Genomic DNA, 20,514 nt, shown 5'->3' with positions numbered 1-20,514 from the left:
CATTCAGATATTTCTGATGCGTTTTTTATTGAAAGTCTCGGGGTGTAGCACAGTCCGGTTAGTGTACCTGGTTTGGGACCAGGGGGTCGCGAGTTCGAATCCCGCCACCCCGACTTGAAAATCAAGGAGTTATATCGAAAGATATAACTCCTTTTTTGTTTAACTACAACATAACTACAACATTTCAAATATTTGTGCTAAATATTTCGGATTACTTTAAATCTTTAGGCATGGTTCGACTTATGTGTGGTAAAACAACTTGTGATGTTTGAAGAAATAATTTTAAAATAAAGTTGTTTTTGTATAAATTTACAGTTTCAGTTTAAGGCTCTAATAAACCATGCTGTTAATTATTTTTAGGCAAGGTCTGTTAAATTCGAAAAATATATTTGTCAGACATAATTTATACCATCATGAAAAAAATATTTCTCTTCTCAATTACTCTATTTTCAGTTTTGATTTTTTTCTCTTGTAAAACAGAAAACTCCAAATCTAAGGCGAAAAGCATTACCAGTTCAAGTGAGATAGAAATTAGTAAAACCGAGCTGCTAAATAAAATAAAAGGTGGTTGGGCTGGTCAGGTAATAGGATGTACATATGGGGGACCAACTGAATTCAAGTGGAATGGTACAATGATTGATGACCATATTCCTATCCCGTGGGATGATACAAGAATGCTTTGGTATTATGAGAATTCACCTGGTTTGTATGATGATGTTTATATGGACTTGACTTTTGTAGATGTTTTCCGGAAATATGGTATTGATGCACCTGACTCATTACACGCTATTGCATTTGCTAATGCTGAATATCCTTTGTGGCATGCAAATCAGGCAGCCCGCTATAATATATTGAGTGGTATAATGCCTCCAGAATCAGGGTATTGGAAGAATAATCCCCACGCAGATGATATAGATTTTCAGATTGAGGCAGATTTTGCCGGACTTATGTCTCCGGGAATGGTAAATTCTGCAGTTGAAATATGTAACAGAATAGGCAGAATCATGAACTATGGAGATGGTCTTTATGGTGGTATGTATGTTGCTGCTATGTACTCCTTAGCTTTTGTTCATGATGATATTGAATTTATTGTAGAGGAGGCATTGAAAGTGATACCGGAGCAAAGTGATTTTTATCAATGCATCTATGATGTTATAAAATCATATAAAAGCAATCCTGATGATTGGAAATTTGCATGGTTTGAAGCTCAAAAGAGATGGACACATGACATAGGTTGCCCTGATGGAGTTTTTATGCCATTTAATATTGATGCTAAAATTAATGCTGCATATATAGTAATTGGATTATTATATGGGAAAGGTGATTATGGTGCAACAATTGATATTAGTACAAGATGTGGTTATGATTCCGACTGTAATCCAGCAAATGCTGCGGGAATTTTGGGAACAATGATTGGATATGATGCAATACCTGAATATTGGAAGTTAGGTTTAGATAAAGTGGAGGATTTGAATTTTCAGTTCACCGAAATGTCTCTTAATAAAGTCTATGAAGAGGGTATGAGTCAAGCCATTGAAATAATAAAAAGAAATGGTGGAGAAGAAACTGATAAAGATGTAATAATTAAATATCAGTCGCCTGAAACAGTTCCTCTCGAAGTGGGGTTTGAGGGGGTATATCCTATTGAGAGAGCAGGTTTAAATAAAAGATTAAGTCAGACACAAAAAGAAATAGATATCAATTTTAATGGCTCGGCATTTGTTCTGACCGGATATGCATCTTATGAAGGGAAGCAGGAGGATGCTGTTCTTGAGTTCGAGCTTTATATCGATGATGCTTTAACTGAAACAATAAAAATGCCCACACTATCTTTGATTCGCCGTCATGAGGTAGCATGGAGTTATGACCTGACCGAGGGTGAACACAAGATCACGTTAAAAGCAAAATATATACCGGATAATTATTATGTAAATGTCAGAGATTTAATTACATACTCTATTAATAAGTCTGAAGCAAATGTCTATTTTTGAATCTCCGCAAAATCTTCCAGATTCTCATCAACATACTGAGCAACAATAGCTATTTCTTCTTCCTCAATATAGAAGTATTTTTCTTCTAGCTCATCAAACTGTTCGAATTCTGTATACATAGCCATGAATTCCTCTTCAGTTGTTTCTCTCTCAAGTTCTTCACGGTGGGCATCATAAATATCCTTGGCTTTATACAGAATCTTAGATAAGCCTTTGGCTCCCATCAGTTTCAGGGATTTAGCGGTTGGATTATCAAGTACATATCCACCGTAGCCGTTTTGTATGAGTTGAACAAAACCGCCTTCGTTTATCTCTTCAGAGAAAAACCTCAGCGCAAGTAGTGTGTGCTGATAGCCGTTTAGCTTGTCAATATTTTCGCTTGTAATATCACCTCCTAATTCTTCGAGGTAAGCATCTGTGAATACTTTAAGGAACTCATCCATTCCCTTTTCGGCGGCTTCAATTATTTTTGATTCTGCAATTTGTACCATAAGGCTTTGTCTTGTTTGTTGATAGAGTGAGCAAATGTAACTGTTTTTCCTCAAATCTCCTTTTTACTATCGGGTTATTATGGATAAAATCACTACATTTGTGATAAATAACCTTTTGATTGTTTTTAAACTTTTAAATGTAACTTTTATATGAAGGTAAAACCTTTCAGGGGTGTGCGTCCCCCAAAAGCATTGGTGAAGGATGTTGCATCACGTCCTTATGATGTTCTTAATTCCGATGAGGCTAGAAAAGAGGCTGAGGGGAACGAAAAATCACTGTATCACATCATTAAGCCGGAGATAGATTTTCCGGTAGGGAAAGATGAACATGATGCTGATGTTTATGAGAAGGCAGCAGAAAATTTTGCTAAGTTTATTGATAACGGATGGCTGGTTCAGGACGAAAAGGAGATGTATTATGTGTATGCTCAGACCATGAATGGCAAAACACAATACGGACTCGTGCTTGGTGCTTCTGTTGAAGATTATATGACTGGTGCTATCAAAAAACATGAGCTAACTCGTCGCGATAAGGAAGAGGATCGTATGAAGCATGTAAGAATTACTGATGCTAACGTGGAACCGGTATTCTTCTCTTATCCTGATAATGATGAGATCAATGCAATTGTTGAAAAGGTGATTTCGGGCAAGGCTGAGTATGATTTCGTCTCTGTTGATGGAGTGGGGCATCACTTCTGGCTGGTTAAGGATGATAATGATATCAAGAGGATAACTGAGATCTTTGAAACAATTCCGGCACTATATATTGCTGACGGTCACCACAGATCTGCTGCAGCAGCGCTTGTGGGAGCAGAGAAAGCTAAAAATAATCCGGATCACAAGGGTGATGAGGAATATAACTATTTTATGGCTGTATGTTTCCCTGATAGTCAACTTACAATTATCGATTATAATCGTGTTGTAAAAGATCTGAATGGTTTGACTCCTGACGAATTTATAAGTAAACTGGAAAGAAATTTTATAGTCGAACCAACTGGTTCTGAAATTCAAAGACCAAAAAATCTGCATAACTTCTCAATTTATCTTGATGGCAGGTCATTTAGTGTAACTGCAAAACCCGGTACATTTGATGATAATGATCCAATAGGGCAGCTGGATGTAACAATAACTTCCAATTTGATACTTGATGAAATACTGGGTATTAAAGATTTGAGAAGCGATAAAAGAATTGACTTTGTTGGTGGAATCAGAGGATTGGGTGAATTGAAAGAGAGAGTCGACAGCGGTGAGATGGCTCTTGCATTAGCTCTTTACCCTGTCTCCATGAAACAGCTGATGGATATTGCTGATACAGGAAATATCATGCCTCCAAAGACCACCTGGTTTGAACCTAAACTACGTTCGGGTCTGGTTATACATTTACTCGAAGATTAATATACTTACAGATAATAATTATTGTCGCCGGTATAATTAATTTATTGCCGGCGACTATATTTAATACCTTAATTCTATTGTAATAAGAAACATTTATTTTAATTTTGTAGATAATAACCCTTTTTTATATCAATTTAAAAGTAGTGTATGGCACATCATGATTTAGACGAACTGGATGAGAAGATTCTCAAAATGATAGTAGATAATGCACGTATTCCATTTTTGGAGGTGGCACGTGCTTGTAATGTTTCGGGTGCAGCCATTCATCAGAGGGTTCAGAAACTTACAAATCTTGGTGTTATCAAGGGGTCTGAATATATTATTGAGGCGGAAAAGCTTGGTTTCGAGACTTGCGCTTTTATAGGTATATTTTTGACATCTCCTTCTACATTCGATTATGTTGTAAAAGAGCTTGAAAAAATCCCAGAAGTGGTAGAGTGCTACTACACTACCGGGCAATATGATTTACTGATAAAAGTTTACGCTAAGAATAATAAAGATCTGCTCCGTATTATTCACAACGAGTTACAACCTCTTGGATTGTCTAGGACAGAAACTTTAATAAGTTTTAAAGATGCATTCAGGAAGAAATTTCCAATACGCATCGTTGAGAGGAATGATTAGACAGGTATTCTAATCATACGCTGGCGAGACTAAAATAGTTGTGGATTTGCACAAGAACTGCTATTTTAGTCTCTTTTTATGTTAAGCTTAACCAAGCATTAGATATTAAAATTATACTATTTATGACAACACGTAGAAACTTCCTTAAAAAAACAGCTGCAGGATTAACTGCATTTGCTGTGAATCCAAAAAAAGCAGCTGCTGAAAGCCTTAGTCTCAATAATCTGAGTCAGAGTGCATTATATAGCTCAAAACGTCCTGCACCAGGAGAACGCAACTTCACATCTGTTGCAGTTGAACAGACGATAACAAGAGTTAAGTCTAAGATAAAAGATCAAAAACTTGCATGGATGTTCGAAAACTGTTTTCCAAACACATTGGACACAACAGTAAACTTCAGCATTTTAAATGGTAAACCTGATACTTTTGTTATTACTGGTGATATAGATGCTATGTGGCTACGCGACTCATCTGCACAGGTATGGCCATATATGCCTCTTTCTAAGCAGGATAACAGGCTAAAACAGATGATTGCCGGTGTAATTAACCGCCAGACAAAATGCATATTGATTGATCCATATGCCAATGCATTTAATAATGAGCCTAAACCTGATAACGAATGGATGAGCGATATGACTGATATGAATCCTATGTTACATGAACGAAAATGGGAAATTGATTCACTTGCTTATCCTATCAGACTTGCTTATAATTACTGGAAAACTACAGGTGATACTTCCGTTTTTGATGCTGACTGGACTAAAGCAATGAATCTGGTTGTAAAGACTTTCAGGGAGCAGCAGAGAAAAGATGGTAACGGACCGTATAAATTTCAAAGAAAAACAGAGAGACAGCTGGATACATTGAACAATGATGGGTGGGGTAATCCCGTTAATCCGGTTGGTTTGATTGTATCTTCTTTCAGACCTTCTGATGATGCAACTACTTTCCAGTTTCTTGTACCTTCTAATCTTTTTGCAGTTACGTCTCTTAGACAGGTTGCCGAGATAGCCCAAAAGGTTACTAATGATACAGAACTTGCTGCTAAATGTACCGAATTGGCTGATGAAGTTGAAGAAGCAATCAGGAAATATGCAATAGTTGAGCATCCAAAATATGGTAAAGTATATGCTTTTGAAGTGGATGGTTTCGGAAATGCTTATTTTATGGATGATGCTAATGTGCCGAGTTTGCTGGCTATGCCCTATCTTGATACAATAGATGTTAATGATCCAATCTATCAGAATACCAGAAAACTTGTATTGAGTGAAGATAATCCTTATTTCTTCAGAGGGACTGCAGGTGAAGGTATTGGCGGACCTCATATTGGTTATGACATGATCTGGCCAATGAGTATTATTATGAGAGCTAAAACAAGTAACAGTGATGAGGAGATAAAGCACTGCCTGAGAATGTTGCGAGATACAGATGCAAATACAGGATTTATGCATGAGTCATTCCATAAAGATGATCCTGCTAAATTTACAAGAAGTTGGTTTGCCTGGGTTAATACACTATTTGGAGAACTAATAGTGAATCTTGAATCCAAAAACAGGATGGATCTGGTAAATAGCTTATGATAATAACCGATAAATACTTAATAATAAATTAATAAAACATGAAGAAAATTATTTTTGTTTTTACTATAGTGTTATTCACTATTGTTTCAACAGGTAAATTAAAAGCAGGATCTTTTAGTGATCCTGTTGATTATGTAAACATTCTCATGGGGACACAATCTGAGTTTGCTTTATCTAACGGAAATACATATCCTGCAGTTGCAAGACCATGGGGAATGAATTTCTGGACACCACAGACTAGAAAAATTGGTGATGGATGGCAGTATGTTTATACTGATAATAAACTTAATGGTTTTAAACAGACTCATCAGCCAAGTCCATGGATGAACGATTATGGTCAGTTTTCAATTTTTCCAATGGTCGATAAGGTAGAGTTTGATCAGGAAAAGAGAGCGAGCTGGTATTCACACAAGGCTGAAATAGCAAAACCATATTATTACAGTGCTTACCTTGCTGACTATGATATTACCACAGAAGTTACTCCAACTGAACGTGCTGCTATTTTCAGGTTTACATTTCCTGAATCAGATAGTGCATTTGTTCTGGTTGATGCATTTAACAGAGGATCTTCTGTAGAGATTATACCTTCTAAAAATGCAATCATTGGTTACACAACTCGCAATAGTGGTGGTGTACCTCATAATTTCAAGAATTACTTTGTAGTTGTATTCGATAAACCTTTCGAATATACATTGACAGTAAGTGACAGCATTCTGCAACAAGGTGTTAACAAAGCAGAGGCGGCTCATACAGGAGCATTTATTGGTTTTTCAACTGGTAGAGGTGAAAAGGTGATAGCAAAAGTTGCTTCTTCTTTTATAAGCTATGATCAGGCATGGCTGAACCTTAAAGAGGTTGACGGCAAGGATTTTGACACTGTAAAACAAGAGGGACGTGATTCATGGAATGATGTTCTTGGAAGAATTGAAATAGAGGGTGGAAATCTGGACCAACAGCGCACATTCTATTCAACATTATATAGATCAACACTTTTCCCACGTAAGTTTTATGAAATCGACGCTAAGGGTAATGTAGTTCATTATAGTCCATATAACGGAGAAGTACTTCCAGGATTTATGTATACAGACACTGGTTTCTGGGATACGTTCCGTGCTCTCTTCCCATTGCTTAATCTTGTGTATCCGTCAGTAAATCAGGAAATACAGGAAGGTCTTGTTAATACTTACAAAGAGAGTGGATTCCTGCCTGAGTGGGCTAGTCCCGGACACAGAGGAATTATGATAGGTAATAATTCAGCATCAGTGGTAGCGGATGCTTACCTAAAGGGATTGCGTGGTTATGATATCGAAACACTTTATGAAGGTATGATTCATGGTACCGAGAATGTTCATCCAAGAGTTTCTTCTACAGGAAGACGTGGTCATGAGTATTATAATACATTGGGATATGTGCCTTATGATGTGAAAATTAATGAGAATGCTGCAAGAACTTTGGAATATGCGTATGCAGACTGGACAATTTACAGACTTGCAAAAGAGCTTAAAAGACCGCAAAGTGAAATTGATTTATATGCTAAGCGTAGTCAGAATTACAGAAATCTGTATTCTCCAGAACATAAGTTAATGCGAGGAAAGAATAAGGATGGCAGTTTCCAGTCACCTTTCAGTCCTACTAAATGGGGAGATGCTTTTACAGAAGGTAACAGCTGGCACTATACTTGGTCGGTTTTCCACGATGTTCAAGGTTTAATAGACCTGATGGGTGGAAACAAAGAGTTTGTAAAGATGTTAGACTCGGTATTCATTATGCCTCCAATTTTTGATGATAGCTATTATAGAGGTGTTATTCATGAGATTCGTGAAATGCAGATAATGAATATGGGTCAGTATGCACATGGTAATCAGCCAATTCAGCATATGATATATCTATATAACTATGCAGCTGAACCATGGAAAGCCCAATACTGGCTGCGTGAGGTGATGGATAAACTATATGCACCTACTCCTGATGGTTACTGTGGTGATGAAGATAACGGTCAGACTTCAGCCTGGTACGTATTCTCATCTATGGGATTTTATCCTGTTTGTCCCGGTAGTGATGAATATGTGATTGGTTCGCCATTGTTTGAGAAGATGACGATAAATCTTGAGAACGGAAAGAAGGTAGTAATAAATGCTCCGGGTAACAAGCATGAAACAAGGTTTGTAAAGAATATCAAGCTGGATGGTAAGGATTACTCTAAGAACTACTTTAACCACTCTTATCTAATGAATGGTGCAACTATTGACTTTACAATGTCAGAAGAGCCTAACAAGACAAGAGGTATTGAAAAGTCTGATGCTCCTTATTCTTTTTCAAATGAAAACAAATAGTAATATCAGGAAGTAAGTACAAAAAAAGACCGGCTCAAATGAGTCGGTCTTTTTTTGATAGTTGCGGAGGCAGGATTCGAACCCACGACCTTTGGGTTATGAGCCCAACGAGCTACCACTGCTCCACTCCGCGATAATGTTTGTTCCCTAATGGGAGTGCAAAGATAGAAAAAGATTTTATAAAAACAAAATCTAAGCGAATCTTTTTTATTTATCCTTGAAGTTCCACTGGAAAACACTACATTTGATACAAAATTAAAAAAGGATGTCTGATAGTTTAGTAATTATTCCAACTTACAACGAGAAAGAAAATATCGAGAGTATAATACGAACGGTATTTAATCTTGAAAAGCAGTTTCATATACTGGTTATTGATGATGGATCACCTGATGGTACGGCGAATATTGTACATCGACTTATATCAGATGAGTACTCAGACAAACTATTTATAGAAGAGAGAAAAGGGAAAATGGGACTGGGTACTGCTTACATCCACGGATTCAAATGGGCATTGGCACGTTCATATGAATATATATTTGAGATGGATGCTGATTTTTCTCATGATCCGAATGATCTTCCCAGATTATACTCAGCATGTCATGACGAAGGGTATGATGTTTCTGTTGGATCGCGTTACTCAACAGGTGTGAATGTTGTTAACTGGCCAATGGGGAGGGTTCTTATGTCCTATTTCGCATCTAAATATGTGAGGATTATCACTGGTCTGAAAGTTCATGATACAACAGCCGGGTTTGTTTGTTACAGGAGAAAAGTTCTTGAAACAATAGATCTTGATAATATCAAATTCAAGGGCTATGCATTTCAGATTGAGATGAAATATTCAGCTTCTTACCTTGGTTTTAAAGTTAAAGAGGTATCGGTGATATTTGTAAACAGACGATTGGGAACGTCAAAAATGAATACTAGTATTTTCGGGGAGGCTTTTTTTGGAGTTATTATTTTACGCTGGCGTAGTTTTACTGGAAAAATAAAACCAAAAGTCAAATTAGTAAGTGGTGAGTGATGATACTGATAAATAAAGCTACAATAATAAATGAGGGCAGTTCTTTTATTGGCTCTGTATTAATTGAAGGGGAGAAAATTTCTGAAATTTTCAGAGATGATGTATCAGAAGGTATATTTAATTCATGTAATAAAGTTATTGATGCACGTGGGTTGTATCTTATGCCGGGTGTTATTGATGATCAGGTTCATTTCAGGGATCCGGGACTTACCCACAAGGGTGATTTCTACACTGAAAGCAGGGCTGGTGTTGCAGGTGGAGTAACCTCATATATGGAGATGCCTAATACAAAACCGCAGACTATAACTAATGATGATCTTTTTAGAAAATTAGAAATGGCAGCAGAGAAATCTGCTTCTAATTTTTCGTTTTATCTTGGTGCGACCAACGACAATATTTCTGAACTAAAAAAAATTGATAAAAAGTATGTGTGCGGGGTAAAGGTATTTATGGGTGCTTCTACAGGCAACATGCTGGTAAATAATGTGAGAGCACTGCAGCAAATATTTGCTGAGGTGGACTCTCTTATTGCTACTCATTGTGAGAAAGAGGAGATTATTCGAGATAACGTAGATATTTATAAAAAGAAATTTGGTGAGAATATTCCTATTAAGTATCACCCTATAATAAGAAGTACGGAAGCTTGCTATCAATCCTCTGCACAGGCAATTGAACTTGCTGATAAATATGGTTCCAGACTTCATGTTTTACACTTGTCAACTGCCCGTGAGATGAGTTTGTTGAGTAATTCACCTTTGGAGGACAAAAAAATTACAGGTGAGGTTTGTGTTCATCATCTCTGGTTTACAGACAGGGATTATGAAAGACTTGGAACAAAAATAAAATGGAATCCGGCTGTAAAGTCGGTCGAAGACAGAAACGCAATTCGCGAAGCATTGATTACTGGAAAACTTGATGTGGTCGCTACAGATCATGCTCCTCATTTATTAAGTGAGAAAGAGGGAGGATGTTTGCAGGCTGCATCGGGAGGACCATTGGTTCAGCATTCTTTGCAGGTTATGTTGGAGCTTGCTCACGAAGGGTTATTCACTAAGGAGTTTATAGTGGAAAAGATGTGTCATGCACCTGCTAAACTTTTTGGTGTGAAGGGTCGCGGTTTTATTCGTAAAGGTTATTATGCAGATCTTGTTCTTATTGACCCTTCTGAGACATATACTGTAACTGATAAAAATATCTTATATAAATGTGGATGGTCACCGTTTGAAGGTGAGACATTCCATAATTCAATTAATAAAACATTTATAAACGGTCAGATTGCTTTTGAAGATGGTGTAGTTTCTGAAAAACTATTCGGTAAAGCACTCGAGTTTGAAAATTATTAAAACCTTTTCAAGTGAAATTTTTGTTTACTGTTCAGGGTGAGGGCAGAGGGCATTATACACAGGCCTTATCGCTTTCAGCTATTCTCAGAAAGCATGGGCATGAAGTTGCAGCTGTACTGGTAGGTACAAGTGAATCCAGGCAGATACCTTCATTTTTCAAAGAAAAGATTCAGGCACCAGTGTATGAATATAGTAGTCCTAATTTTACATCATTCTATAAAGATAAGAAGCCAAATATTTTTTTGAGTGTGCTGAACAACTTTTCCCGTCCCTTTATATACAGGAAGAGTTTACAATTGGTAAGGGATAAAATTGAGGAGATTAGACCTGATGTTGTGATTAACTTTTATGAGATGATCACAGGGATGGTTTATCAAATTTATAAGCCTGATAGAAAGCTGGGAATCCCTATGATATGTCTGGCACACCAGTATATATTGTTGAATAATAATTATAAAACATCCAGAGAGCAGGATGTGAAATATTATCTGCTTAGAATGCTCTCGAGAATTACTTCACGCAGAGCATCAAAAATACTGGCACTCTCATTTCGTGATATTCCCTGCTCAGGGAAAGTGAAAACAGTACCACCACTTCTACGCTCTGAAGTTTTTAGTATTAAACCTTCTGAAGGTGATTACATACATGGTTATATGTTAAATACCGGATTTTATGATGAGGTATTTAACTGGCATATTAAAAATCCGGATATACCTTTGAGATTTTTCTGGGATAAAAAAGATGCTGAAGAAGTGACAAAGATTGATGAGAATTTTATTCTTTACACTCTGAATGATAATAACTTCTTACAAAGTATGGCGGGCAGTAAAGCGTATGCTACTACCTCCGGCTTTGAATCTGTGTGTGAGGCACTTTATTTCAGAAAACCAATATTGATGATTCCTGTGCATGTTGAACAGGAGTTTAATGCTTATGATGCGGGACTCTCAGGTGCAGGTGTGACTGGCAAAAAGTTTAATCTTGATGAGCTGATTAACTTTATACCTAAATATTCACCCGATGAGAAATTCCGCAATTGGGTACATAAAGCAGAAGAGATCTACATTAAAGAGATTACAGGTGAACAGTTATAACCCTACCGAGTCCCTGTAAAAATCCAAAGCTTCAAAAAACAGCTCTTTATCTGCAGTTTGATCAATCTGAACAGTGCCGGTATCTGAGAGAAGTGTGAAATTGATTATTCCACCTTGATTTTTCTTGTCGTGACCGGTTATTTCATACAACTGTTCATAGTTGTCGCATGTGATATCAAAAGCACCGTAGTTCTGTTGTATGAATCGTACTGTCTCCTGAAGTTTATCTTTTGGAAAGCCACATAATCTGTGTGAGAGATATAGCTCAACTATGATACCCCAAGCTACTGCATAACCGTGGAGAATTGGGCTGCTTTTTGAAATGGCAAAGCTTTCGAATGCATGTGCAGTTGTATGTCCCAGGTTTAAAGCTTTTCTTATGTTTTTCTCGAATGGATCCTTTTCAACAATCTCTCTTTTTATTCCAACAGATCGGAATACAAGTTCGTTCAGTCTTGAGTAATCGATATCGTTGAGAGGGAATGATAGGATCTCTTGCAAGTCAGCTTCAGAGTGTATAAGAGCATGTTTAATCATTTCAGCATAACCTGAAAGGATGCCTTTGTGACCAAGTGAGTGAAAAAAATCGGTAGATATAATTACATAATCGGCAGGGTAAAAAGAGCCTATCTCATTTTTATATCCTTCGAAATTAATACCTGTTTTTCCTCCAACAGCTGCATCTACAGCTCCAAGCAACGTTGTTGGTATATTTATATATTTTATACCTCTTTTAAAAGTTGCCGCAGCAAATCCTCCAAGATCGGTAACCATACCCCCTCCCAGGTTTATAAGCAGTGAGTGGCGGGTGGCACCCTTTTCGGTGAGAACTCTCCATACTTTACACAAATTCTCAACAGTTTTATTGGTGTCATCTGCCGGAATTGAGATGTTGACTGCTTCTTGAATGATTCTACTTTTTTCGATAAGAGGGTAACAGTTGATAACTGTATTTTGATCAGTCAGAAGGTAAAGTTTGTCATAATTGATACTTCTTACCGCTTTCTCTATATCCTCTATTATATTGTCACTTTTTATTATTTGCTGCATTACTTAGATATTTCACTATTTTTTTTATTATCAAGTGCTTGATAAAGCTCTTCCTGAATTCGTTCCCTGATTTCGAGCGAAGATAGTCTGTCAGGAGACCTGGCTGGATTCACTCTGTTAGATAGAAATATATATATCATATTGTTTGTTGGATCTACCCAAAAGCAGGTGCCAGTAAAACCTGTATGACCATATACTTCAATTGGGGTGCCGGGACTGGTTGGATTTGCTTTTGAGTTCCTGGGGTCCGGCTTATCAAAACCCATTCCCCTTCTGCTGATACTGCTCTTTGCAGTAGTGAACAGTTCAACTGTCTCCTTGCTTAAAAAGCGTTCACCACCATATTCACCTTTGTTTAACCACATTTGATAAAGCTTAGCCAGATCATTGGCATTTGAAAATAGTCCCGCATTACCTGATATGCCACCAAAAAGTGCTGCACCCTCGTCATGCACATAACCCCTTAGATGTTGTTTACGGAAAAAAGGATCATTTTCAGTTGGCGCAATTATGTCGGCAGACATATATTTCAGAGGTTGGAAAGTAGTAGAAACTGAGCCAAGTTTGTCATAAAAATTGTTTTGAACAAAATTGTTGAGGTCTACGCCTGAAATATTTTCAACAGTCTCTTTTAGCAGCATAAAATTAAGACAGCTGTAGCGGTACTGACCAACTCTCTGCAGTGGTGTGTCAATAACTTCTTTAAGAAGTGCAGAATGCATTTTGTCGCTTGCATACATGTTTTCTGCAACAGGCATATAAAATTCATCTGATGCTTTAGAAGAGATCATATCAGGATAGAACTTGTAGTCGGTGCGTCCCCATGCTCCTGCATAATGGGCATGAAAAGTATTGGAACGTGATCCGAAAAGAGAACCTGTATAACTGTTTTTATCTATTGCGGTTACGTAATAGGGGATGAATGATACAATTCCTGTTTCATGTAAAAGTAAAGATCTAATTCGAATATTTTCTTTATTAGAACCCTTGGTCTCTTTGACGAATTTTCCCAGGTTATCTTGAAGTGCTAACTTTTTCTCATCATAAAGCTTCATTACAGCAGGGAGTGTAGCTGATGCTTTTGTTACTGAAGCTAGGTCATAGACTGTTTCGCTTGTAACATCAGGACTCTCTCCGTAACTCAGCTTACCAAACTCCCTTTCGTAGATTATTACACCATCTTTTGCTACTAATATCTGACATCCCGGATATGCTCTCTGGCGTATACCCTCCAGTGCAATATTTTCTATATTGTCAAATAATTCTGATTTGAGTCCAACCTCCTCAGGTAAAGAGTAACTCAGTCGTATCTTTTCTGTATCTATACCTGTACCCTCCTTGAAATTTCCGGATGAAACAGGCAGCTTCCCTGTCATTCTTATACCTCCGAATATTCCCTGGGCAACACTCATCTGAGCGAACTCAGAATTATCATAGGCAACAATTACTGCGTTAGCTTTATCTGTTGCAGAACTAAATTTACTCAGATTGTAAGGTGAGGTGAAAAGAACAAAAATAATCTGTTTGCTGCTTGTAGGTATTTGAAGTGATGCTATATCACTGATCTTGTCTGAATGAATTGAAATTATTATCAGGTTATGTTTATTTAGGTCAATTATCTTGGTTGCATCTGCAGGTGACTGTACCTGATAAGAGGTAACTTCACCATATTTTTTAAGGTACTTTTGGAAAGTGTTTGATGCTGGTGCACCTATTGTAACTGATGCTATATTTCTTTTATGCAGTTCTGTAATTGGAACTAAGTTATTGTTGTTTTTTAAGAGCGTGACAGCTCCATCATAAATTTTTCTTTGCGTCCACTCAGCCTGGGATGAATTTACAGCATTTCTGACATGAGATGTGTTTATTGGTGTAAACTTATGTGCACCGGCGATGAATTTGTAAGTGAGAATCTTACGTACTTTTTCTTCAAGCATCGAAGTAGGGATTCTGCCTTCTTCAACCGCTTTCTTTACCGATTCAAACTCGTTTTTCTGATTTATGACTCCAAGTATGATATCATTCCCGGCAAGAATAGCCTTTACGCTTGCTTCATTTTGAGTAGATACCCCTTTCATTGCCATCCCGTCTGTAAATGTTAAACCAGTGTATCCCATCTCTTCTTTGAGAAGTTTGATGCCTACCTCAGGTGACAGGCTTGCCGGAAGGCCCTTGGTATTCAGTGCGGGTACGTCGAGGTGCCCTGTCATTATTCCTGATAAGCCTGCATTGATATACTTACGGAAAGGGTATAATTCAAACTGTTCTATTCTTGCTTTGTTATGTGTTATTACAGGCAAAGTTTTATGTGAGTCCTCTGATGTATCACCATGACCAGGGAAATGTTTTGCGACTGATATAACGCCATTGCTCTCCAATCCCATTGCATAGGCTATTCCTTTTCTTGAAACGTTATCAGGATTCTCTCCAAATGATCTGTTGCCAATAATCGGATTGGCAGGGTTACTGTGCACATCAATTACCGGAGCAAAATTTATGTGAATTCCCATCTCTTTACATTGACGGGCAACTTCAGACCCATATAGCTCAACTATTTTTTCATCCTGAATTGCACCAATTATCATATTCCTTGGAAATGAAGGAGCGTCCTGTATTCGCATTGATAACCCCCACTCACCATCAAGAGAGATGAATAATGGAACTTTACTAAGCTCTTGTGCATAGTTAGTTATACTTGCCTGCTGAGAGAGTGTTCCTTTTGAAAATAATAATCCGCCAACTTTCTGATTTTGAATATATCCTGCAATCCTTGGCTTCCAGTCGTTTCGAGACTCAACAATTGGCATAAAAAGCTGACCAATTTTTTCGTCAAGTGACATAGTAGAATATATTGAGTCTACCCAGTGGTCAACTGCTTTCTGATCTGATTGCTTGTAAAGGTTAGTTGTTACTTGTGCCGAAGTGATAAAAGTACACAAGCTTATTATAAAAAGTAGTGCTGTTCTTTTAGTCATAAATCTATTGGGCTTTTTCAAAATATAACTTTTACTCTATCACCTATAATTTTCCTGTTAAAGTAAATAATTTATCTTTTGTTCCCCTTTACTTTTTTAAGTTCGATATCCAGTCTGCCAACATATACGCCTCTTCCGTTAGTCTGAAATATTGTAACTTCTTTATTATCCAGGTTTTTCCTTATTGCAGGCTCTTTCATGTAGGTGTGACTGTGACCACCGACAATTAAATCGATGCCTCTTGTGGATTCAGCCAGATTGAGATCTGCATTATATCCCAGGTGAGAAAGACATACAATCATGTCGCATTTATACTTTGTAGTAAGCAGTTCTGCCATTTCATTTGCAGTCTTGACAGGGTCCAGGAATTTCATTCCTTCATAATTACCAGCTGCAATTAAACCTCTTGGTTGTATATTAATTCCGATAACTCCTATCCTTACTCCATCTTTTTTTAAAATAATGAATGGTTTAATAAGATTCTTCAGAGCGGTTTGTGAGAAGTCGTAATTACTGGAAACAATAGGAAAGTTTGCTTCACGAACAACTTTTTCAAGTATTTCTAATCCATAATCAAACTCATGATTGCCTAATGTGGCGGCATCGTATCCCATGAGATTCATAGCTTTAACCTCAACTTCCCCCTTAAAAAGGTTGAAGTAGGGTGTGCCCTGAAGAAAGTCTCCGGCATCAAAAAGTAGTACATTCTTGTTTTCTTTCCTTATCTGATCTATTAATTCTGCACGTCTGACAACACCACTCTTACCAGGGGATGTCCTGTCAGTTTTAGGAAGTGGTTCAATCCGGCTGTGAGTATCGTTTGTGTGAAGTATCACCAGGTTTTTTTGAGAGTAAGCGTTGCAGCTTATGGTTAACAGTAAGCAAATTATATAATATTGTATATTAGTTTTCATATTTTTCCTGTTTATTCAATTACCTCAATACGACCATCAAGAACTGATTTAATCTCATTTCCCTGACGTGTTTGTTCTCTTACCCAATCAATCATAATATCTCGTAATGTAACTCCTGTATCGGTTGTTGATACTGCATCGAGGAAGGCACTCATATTATCGTTACCTCCTGCAAGATAATCAAGTGTTACTATTTTGTAAATCTTATCATTATCAATTGGTTTGCCATCAACTGTGACACTTTTTACTTTGCTGTTTTCAATTTTAAGTTTAACATTAGATGAGATGCCTGCACCTCCGATTCTTGCATATGCATCAAACATTCTCTTCAGGTCTACTCCCTTTAACTCAAGAAATGTAATAGTATTGTCGAATGAGTATATTTCATATAGGTTACCTACTGTAATAGCTCCTTTGGGCATGTTGGCCCTGTGACCGTGAACGTTCATCACTCCAATATCTGCACCACCGGGAAGATGTTCATCGCCATACTTTTTCATTACATCAGAAGTGAAATTTGTAAGCAAACTTTCTGGTCGTTTGTATTCCATTTGTTCAAATGAATTTCCTATGACTACATTCATCTCCAAATCCAGGTCGGTTTTGTATGTGTTGACCAGGTTGTACATTTTTGAATTTGACTGATTGTCAAATGTTGAGTCAACCTCTATTAAGGTGCCATTAATTTCTGCTATTTGATATTGTGATTTGCATGATAGCAGAGAGATTGCCAGGAAGACAATCCATATTGTCTTGATATTCATTCGATTTATTTCTATTTTGGTGTATGAAATTTCAAAAATACGTTTTTTTCTCTATTGTATCAAGAGCAAAAATAGAATAAACATTAAATATTGTTTTAGATGGAAATTAAAATAAAAATTGCTACCTTTGCAACCGCTTTGCTCAATCTCTGTCGAAATTAATTCGTTATATTGGGTTTAAACAGGGTTAATTATTAACATAAAGCATTGAAAACGATGGACTTAATAAAAGTAGCGGAAGAAGCTTTCGCAAAAGAAAAGAAAGAATTCCCAAAATTTAAAAGTGGTGATACGATTACAGTAGCTTATCGTATTGCAGAGGGTAACAAGGAGCGTATTCAGCAGTATCGCGGAGTTGTAATTAAAATATCAGGTCAGGGTGAAAATAAACGTTTCACCGTTAGAAAAATGTCTGACAATATTGGGGTAGAACGTATTTTCCCAATTAACTCACCTTTTATTGACAGTATTACTCTTAACAGTCAAGGTAAAGTTCGCAGAACTAAACTTTACTATCTTCGTAGCTTACGTGGTAAAGCTGCACGTATTAAGAAAAAAGGTTATTAATACTCCGCTTACTAACGAAATAAAAATGCTCCGGTTTCTCGGAGCTTTTTTTATGCTTCTTTTTAAACAGAGAAATTTTATTGTTTAACTTTACCGCCGACACAATCATACTATTAATCAATCAAAATATGCTGCATAAGACAGAGGGAATAGTACTTGGATCTTCAAAATATAGTGACCGATATTCAATTGTAAGAATATTTACTCGTAATTTTGGGACTGTGTCTTACCTGTTACCTCTATCGAATAGTAAAAAAGCAAAAATAAAAACATCTCTTTTCTTCCCTCTTTCAGTACTTAATCTTGAAGTTGAGCATATACCCCTGCGCGATGTACACAAATTGAAAGATGCAGAGAGACAGTTCCCATTGTATGATATTTGCAATAATATGATTAAAGTGTCACTTGCTTTTTTTCTCTCTGAGTTTTTAATGCGTGTTCTTAAAGAATCGGATAATAATGAATTAACTTTTGATTATATAAAAAATTCTGTGGAAGCGCTTGAGGCTGCAAAAAAAGGTGTTGCAAATTTTCATATTGCATTTATAATAGGTTTGACTCGTTTTACAGGTATTTATCCAAATTGGGAGAATTTGTATAATTATGGCTATTTTGATCTGATTAATGGAGAGTTTATAAGTAGTGCGCCTTCTCATAAACACTATCTTAATAGAATGCAGTGTTCTTACTTAGTCCATTTGCAACGTATGAACTATGGGAATATGCACCTGTTTAAGCTGTCTCGAGAGAACAGAAATATGATATTGGATTATCTGATTGAATACTACAGATTACATTTATATGAGTTCCCAAAGCTTAAATCTCTGGAAATATTACGAGAAATGGTTTGATAGAACGGGTAAGATATTATCTATTTGTACGCTTGGTAAATTATTGTTCTTCCTGTAGTGTGAATCTTAAAACTGTCAGAAAGTGATTCATTTAATGATCCTTCCCACCAATTATTCAGCGCTCTGTTCATTAGAGGGTATTTAAGGTTTTCTGTAGTTAATTGTACTTTATCGATAGAAAAAATAGAAACTTTCTCTCCTTTGTAGCTGTTAAATTTTGTAGTTGAATTTATAGGTGTAAAAATTCCCCAATTTGTTACCATAATGATATTAACATCAGAAATATAATCAGCCAGTAATGAAATATTGCCTAAAGTGTGATCCTCCCGCTTGCCGGTACCTCCAACAATAACTATATCTTTTTTACCCCTTTCTATACAAAACTGAACTGACTTAGTGAGGTCATTAGTTTCCTGATCACTGTTCGGATGTATTATGTCTGAATAAAGATCCCTGTTCTCATTAGAGATAGAGTCACAATCACCTACAATAGCATCTGGTTTTCCTCCCTTTTCTATAAACTCGTTTGCCGCTCCATCACTGCAAACAATATATGTTGCACTTTCTATACATGAGAGTGGTAAGGGGTGAGTTGGGAACCGACCGTTTGCAATTATTACTGTTGAAATACTGCTTAGAAGATTTTTCATTTGTGAATCTTTATCATGCAAAGATAATCACCTTCTATATATAAATGAAAAAGAGAGACTCAAAAAAGAGTCCCTCTTCTGTAATCATTTTTATCAATACAAATTAATCTTCCATGTTTTCTATTAATGCAATAGATTTTGGAAATAAAATATTGTTTTCGAGGTGAATGTGCCTGTGCAGATCCTCTTCAAATTCCTGAAGTAAACTTAATGTTACTCTGTAAGTATTGCATGCATCAGCAGGAGGATTATAGTTGTCGGTGAGTTCACTGATAGTTCTGAATCTTTCTCCTTCAACATTATGATCATCTTCCATAAGGGCAATATATTCAGCAGCATCTCCCATCTTTGCAACAGGTTTTTTACCTCCCGTTATCTGTGCTTTAACCACTTGTCTGATATATGGGAATAACATTAACTCCTCTTTTCTGAGATGAGCTGAGAGATCTCCTGCAGACTCTTTAAATAAACGTTCTACTTCATAGAGTTCAGGATGCATGTTGCCATGTACATTTACAATTTTCTCAAGATAAGGAGTGATCTCCGGTATTTTTGAGTCAATATACCTGTGGTGAGTCTTTTCTATATAATCAGAGAGTAAATCAAGAGGAAAAGATTTGAAATCGATATCTCCTTGATTCTTTTCACTGGTCACATCATTAAGCTCATTAATAAGAGTTTCTTCATCTATTTGATTTTTTTTGCTGGCATCAGCGATCGTTCTGTTTCCATTGCAACAGAAGTCTATTTTGTATTTTTTAAAAACAGATGCAGCTTTGTAGTTTTCTGCTACTATTTTTCCAATTATACTTTGGTTGTTAATTTCCATTTAGTTTGAATTTAATTAATAATTAATGTTTTACTTTTA

Annotated in this window: 17 protein-coding genes and 2 tRNA genes; 11 read left to right on the top strand and 8 right to left on the bottom strand. The window is 36.6% G+C overall.

Annotated features, from left to right (window positions below; genetic code table 11):
- Positions 1-38 precede the first annotated feature (38 nt).
- Positions 39-113: transfer RNA gene (locus PHO43_RS06250), tRNA-Pro, on the top strand.
- A gap of 300 nt (positions 114-413) precedes the next feature.
- The gene (locus tag PHO43_RS06245; RefSeq protein ID WP_288011656.1) at positions 414-1,991 is read left to right on the top strand and encodes an ADP-ribosylglycohydrolase family protein; all 1,578 of its coding nucleotides are present in this window, start codon (positions 414-416) and stop codon (positions 1,989-1,991) included.
- Here the strand turns inward: PHO43_RS06245 and PHO43_RS06240 are convergent.
- Complete coding sequence (locus PHO43_RS06240) at positions 1,982-2,482, bottom strand: DMP19 family protein (RefSeq protein WP_045090157.1); 501 nt, start codon at positions 2,480-2,482, stop codon at positions 1,982-1,984. The genes PHO43_RS06245 and PHO43_RS06240 overlap by 10 nt on opposite strands.
- Before the next feature lie 150 nt (positions 2,483-2,632).
- On the opposite strand from PHO43_RS06240, the gene PHO43_RS06235 reads away from it, so the two are divergent.
- From PHO43_RS06235 to PHO43_RS06220, 4 genes are all read left to right on the top strand, one after another.
- The gene (locus PHO43_RS06235; RefSeq protein WP_288011654.1) at positions 2,633-3,877 is read left to right on the top strand and encodes a DUF1015 domain-containing protein; all 1,245 of its coding nucleotides are present in this window, start codon (positions 2,633-2,635) and stop codon (positions 3,875-3,877) included.
- 147 nt (positions 3,878-4,024) lie between these two features.
- The gene (locus PHO43_RS06230) at positions 4,025-4,501 is read left to right on the top strand and encodes an Lrp/AsnC ligand binding domain-containing protein (protein ID WP_045090155.1); all 477 of its coding nucleotides are present in this window, start codon (positions 4,025-4,027) and stop codon (positions 4,499-4,501) included.
- 122 nt (positions 4,502-4,623) lie between these two features.
- Positions 4,624-6,081: a glycoside hydrolase family 125 protein gene (locus PHO43_RS06225; RefSeq protein WP_045090154.1), complete on the top strand. Its 1,458-nt coding sequence runs from the start codon at positions 4,624-4,626 to the stop codon at positions 6,079-6,081.
- 38 nt (positions 6,082-6,119) lie between these two features.
- Positions 6,120-8,414: a GH92 family glycosyl hydrolase gene (locus PHO43_RS06220; RefSeq protein ID WP_288011652.1), complete on the top strand. Its 2,295-nt coding sequence runs from the start codon at positions 6,120-6,122 to the stop codon at positions 8,412-8,414.
- Positions 8,415-8,475: 61 nt separating this feature from the next.
- Here PHO43_RS06220 and PHO43_RS06215 read toward each other — a convergent pair.
- Positions 8,476-8,547 (bottom strand) — tRNA-Met (locus PHO43_RS06215).
- 132 nt (positions 8,548-8,679) lie between these two features.
- Here PHO43_RS06215 and PHO43_RS06210 point away from each other — a divergent pair.
- The 3 genes from PHO43_RS06210 to PHO43_RS06200 are packed head-to-tail and all read left to right on the top strand — an operon-like array spanning position 8,680 to position 11,875.
- Positions 8,680-9,438: a polyprenol monophosphomannose synthase gene (locus PHO43_RS06210; RefSeq protein ID WP_288009152.1), complete on the top strand. Its 759-nt coding sequence runs from the start codon at positions 8,680-8,682 to the stop codon at positions 9,436-9,438.
- Positions 9,438-10,781: a dihydroorotase gene (locus tag PHO43_RS06205; RefSeq protein WP_288011650.1), complete on the top strand. Its 1,344-nt coding sequence runs from the start codon at positions 9,438-9,440 to the stop codon at positions 10,779-10,781. Before PHO43_RS06210 ends, PHO43_RS06205 begins: the two co-directional genes overlap by 1 nt.
- Positions 10,782-10,792: 11 nt before the next feature.
- Entirely contained in the window at positions 10,793-11,875 is a 1,083-nt protein-coding gene (locus tag PHO43_RS06200) for a glycosyltransferase family protein (protein ID WP_045090150.1), read from the top strand.
- Here PHO43_RS06200 and aroB read toward each other — a convergent pair.
- From aroB to PHO43_RS06180, 4 genes are all read right to left on the bottom strand, one after another.
- Complete coding sequence (aroB, locus tag PHO43_RS06195; protein ID WP_045090149.1) at positions 11,870-12,925, bottom strand: 3-dehydroquinate synthase; 1,056 nt, start codon at positions 12,923-12,925, stop codon at positions 11,870-11,872. The genes PHO43_RS06200 and aroB overlap by 6 nt on opposite strands.
- Complete coding sequence (locus tag PHO43_RS06190) at positions 12,925-15,900, bottom strand: serine hydrolase domain-containing protein (protein WP_288011647.1); 2,976 nt, start codon at positions 15,898-15,900, stop codon at positions 12,925-12,927. The genes aroB and PHO43_RS06190 overlap by 1 nt, the downstream gene beginning before the upstream one ends.
- A gap of 71 nt (positions 15,901-15,971) precedes the next feature.
- Complete coding sequence (locus PHO43_RS06185) at positions 15,972-16,814, bottom strand: bifunctional metallophosphatase/5'-nucleotidase (RefSeq protein ID WP_045090147.1); 843 nt, start codon at positions 16,812-16,814, stop codon at positions 15,972-15,974.
- Positions 16,815-16,825: 11 nt separating this feature from the next.
- On the bottom strand, positions 16,826-17,578 hold the full coding sequence (locus PHO43_RS06180; protein WP_288009163.1) for a 5'-nucleotidase C-terminal domain-containing protein: 753 nt from the start codon (positions 17,576-17,578) through the stop codon (positions 16,826-16,828).
- A gap of 216 nt (positions 17,579-17,794) precedes the next feature.
- Between PHO43_RS06180 and rplS the strand changes: the two genes are divergently transcribed.
- Together rplS and recO are read left to right on the top strand one after the other, a co-directional pair.
- Positions 17,795-18,145, top strand: coding sequence for a 50S ribosomal protein L19 (gene rplS, locus PHO43_RS06175; protein WP_045090145.1), 351 nt, complete (start codon positions 17,795-17,797; stop codon positions 18,143-18,145).
- A 128-nt stretch (positions 18,146-18,273) separates the two neighbouring features.
- Complete coding sequence (gene recO, locus PHO43_RS06170) at positions 18,274-18,996, top strand: DNA repair protein RecO (RefSeq protein WP_045090144.1); 723 nt, start codon at positions 18,274-18,276, stop codon at positions 18,994-18,996.
- 20 nt (positions 18,997-19,016) lie between these two features.
- On the opposite strand, the gene PHO43_RS06165 is transcribed toward recO, so the two are convergent.
- Positions 19,017-19,646 carry a thiamine diphosphokinase gene (locus tag PHO43_RS06165; RefSeq protein WP_045090143.1) on the bottom strand — a complete coding sequence of 210 codons (630 nt, stop codon included), beginning with the start codon at positions 19,644-19,646 and terminating at the stop codon, positions 19,017-19,019.
- Between the two features lie 103 nt (positions 19,647-19,749).
- A complete protein-coding gene (gene ric / locus PHO43_RS06160) occupies positions 19,750-20,475 on the bottom strand; it encodes an iron-sulfur cluster repair di-iron protein (protein WP_288011644.1) in 726 nt (241 codons plus the stop codon).
- Between the last annotated feature and the right edge of the window lie 39 nt (positions 20,476-20,514).

It is taken from the genome of Lascolabacillus sp. (genome assembly GCF_028696275.1).
Classification (GTDB): domain Bacteria; phylum Bacteroidota; class Bacteroidia; order Bacteroidales; family Dysgonomonadaceae; genus Proteiniphilum; species Proteiniphilum massiliensis.
Note: the sequence above shows the minus strand (reverse complement) of the source record. Positions and strands in the feature narration are given on the sequence as shown.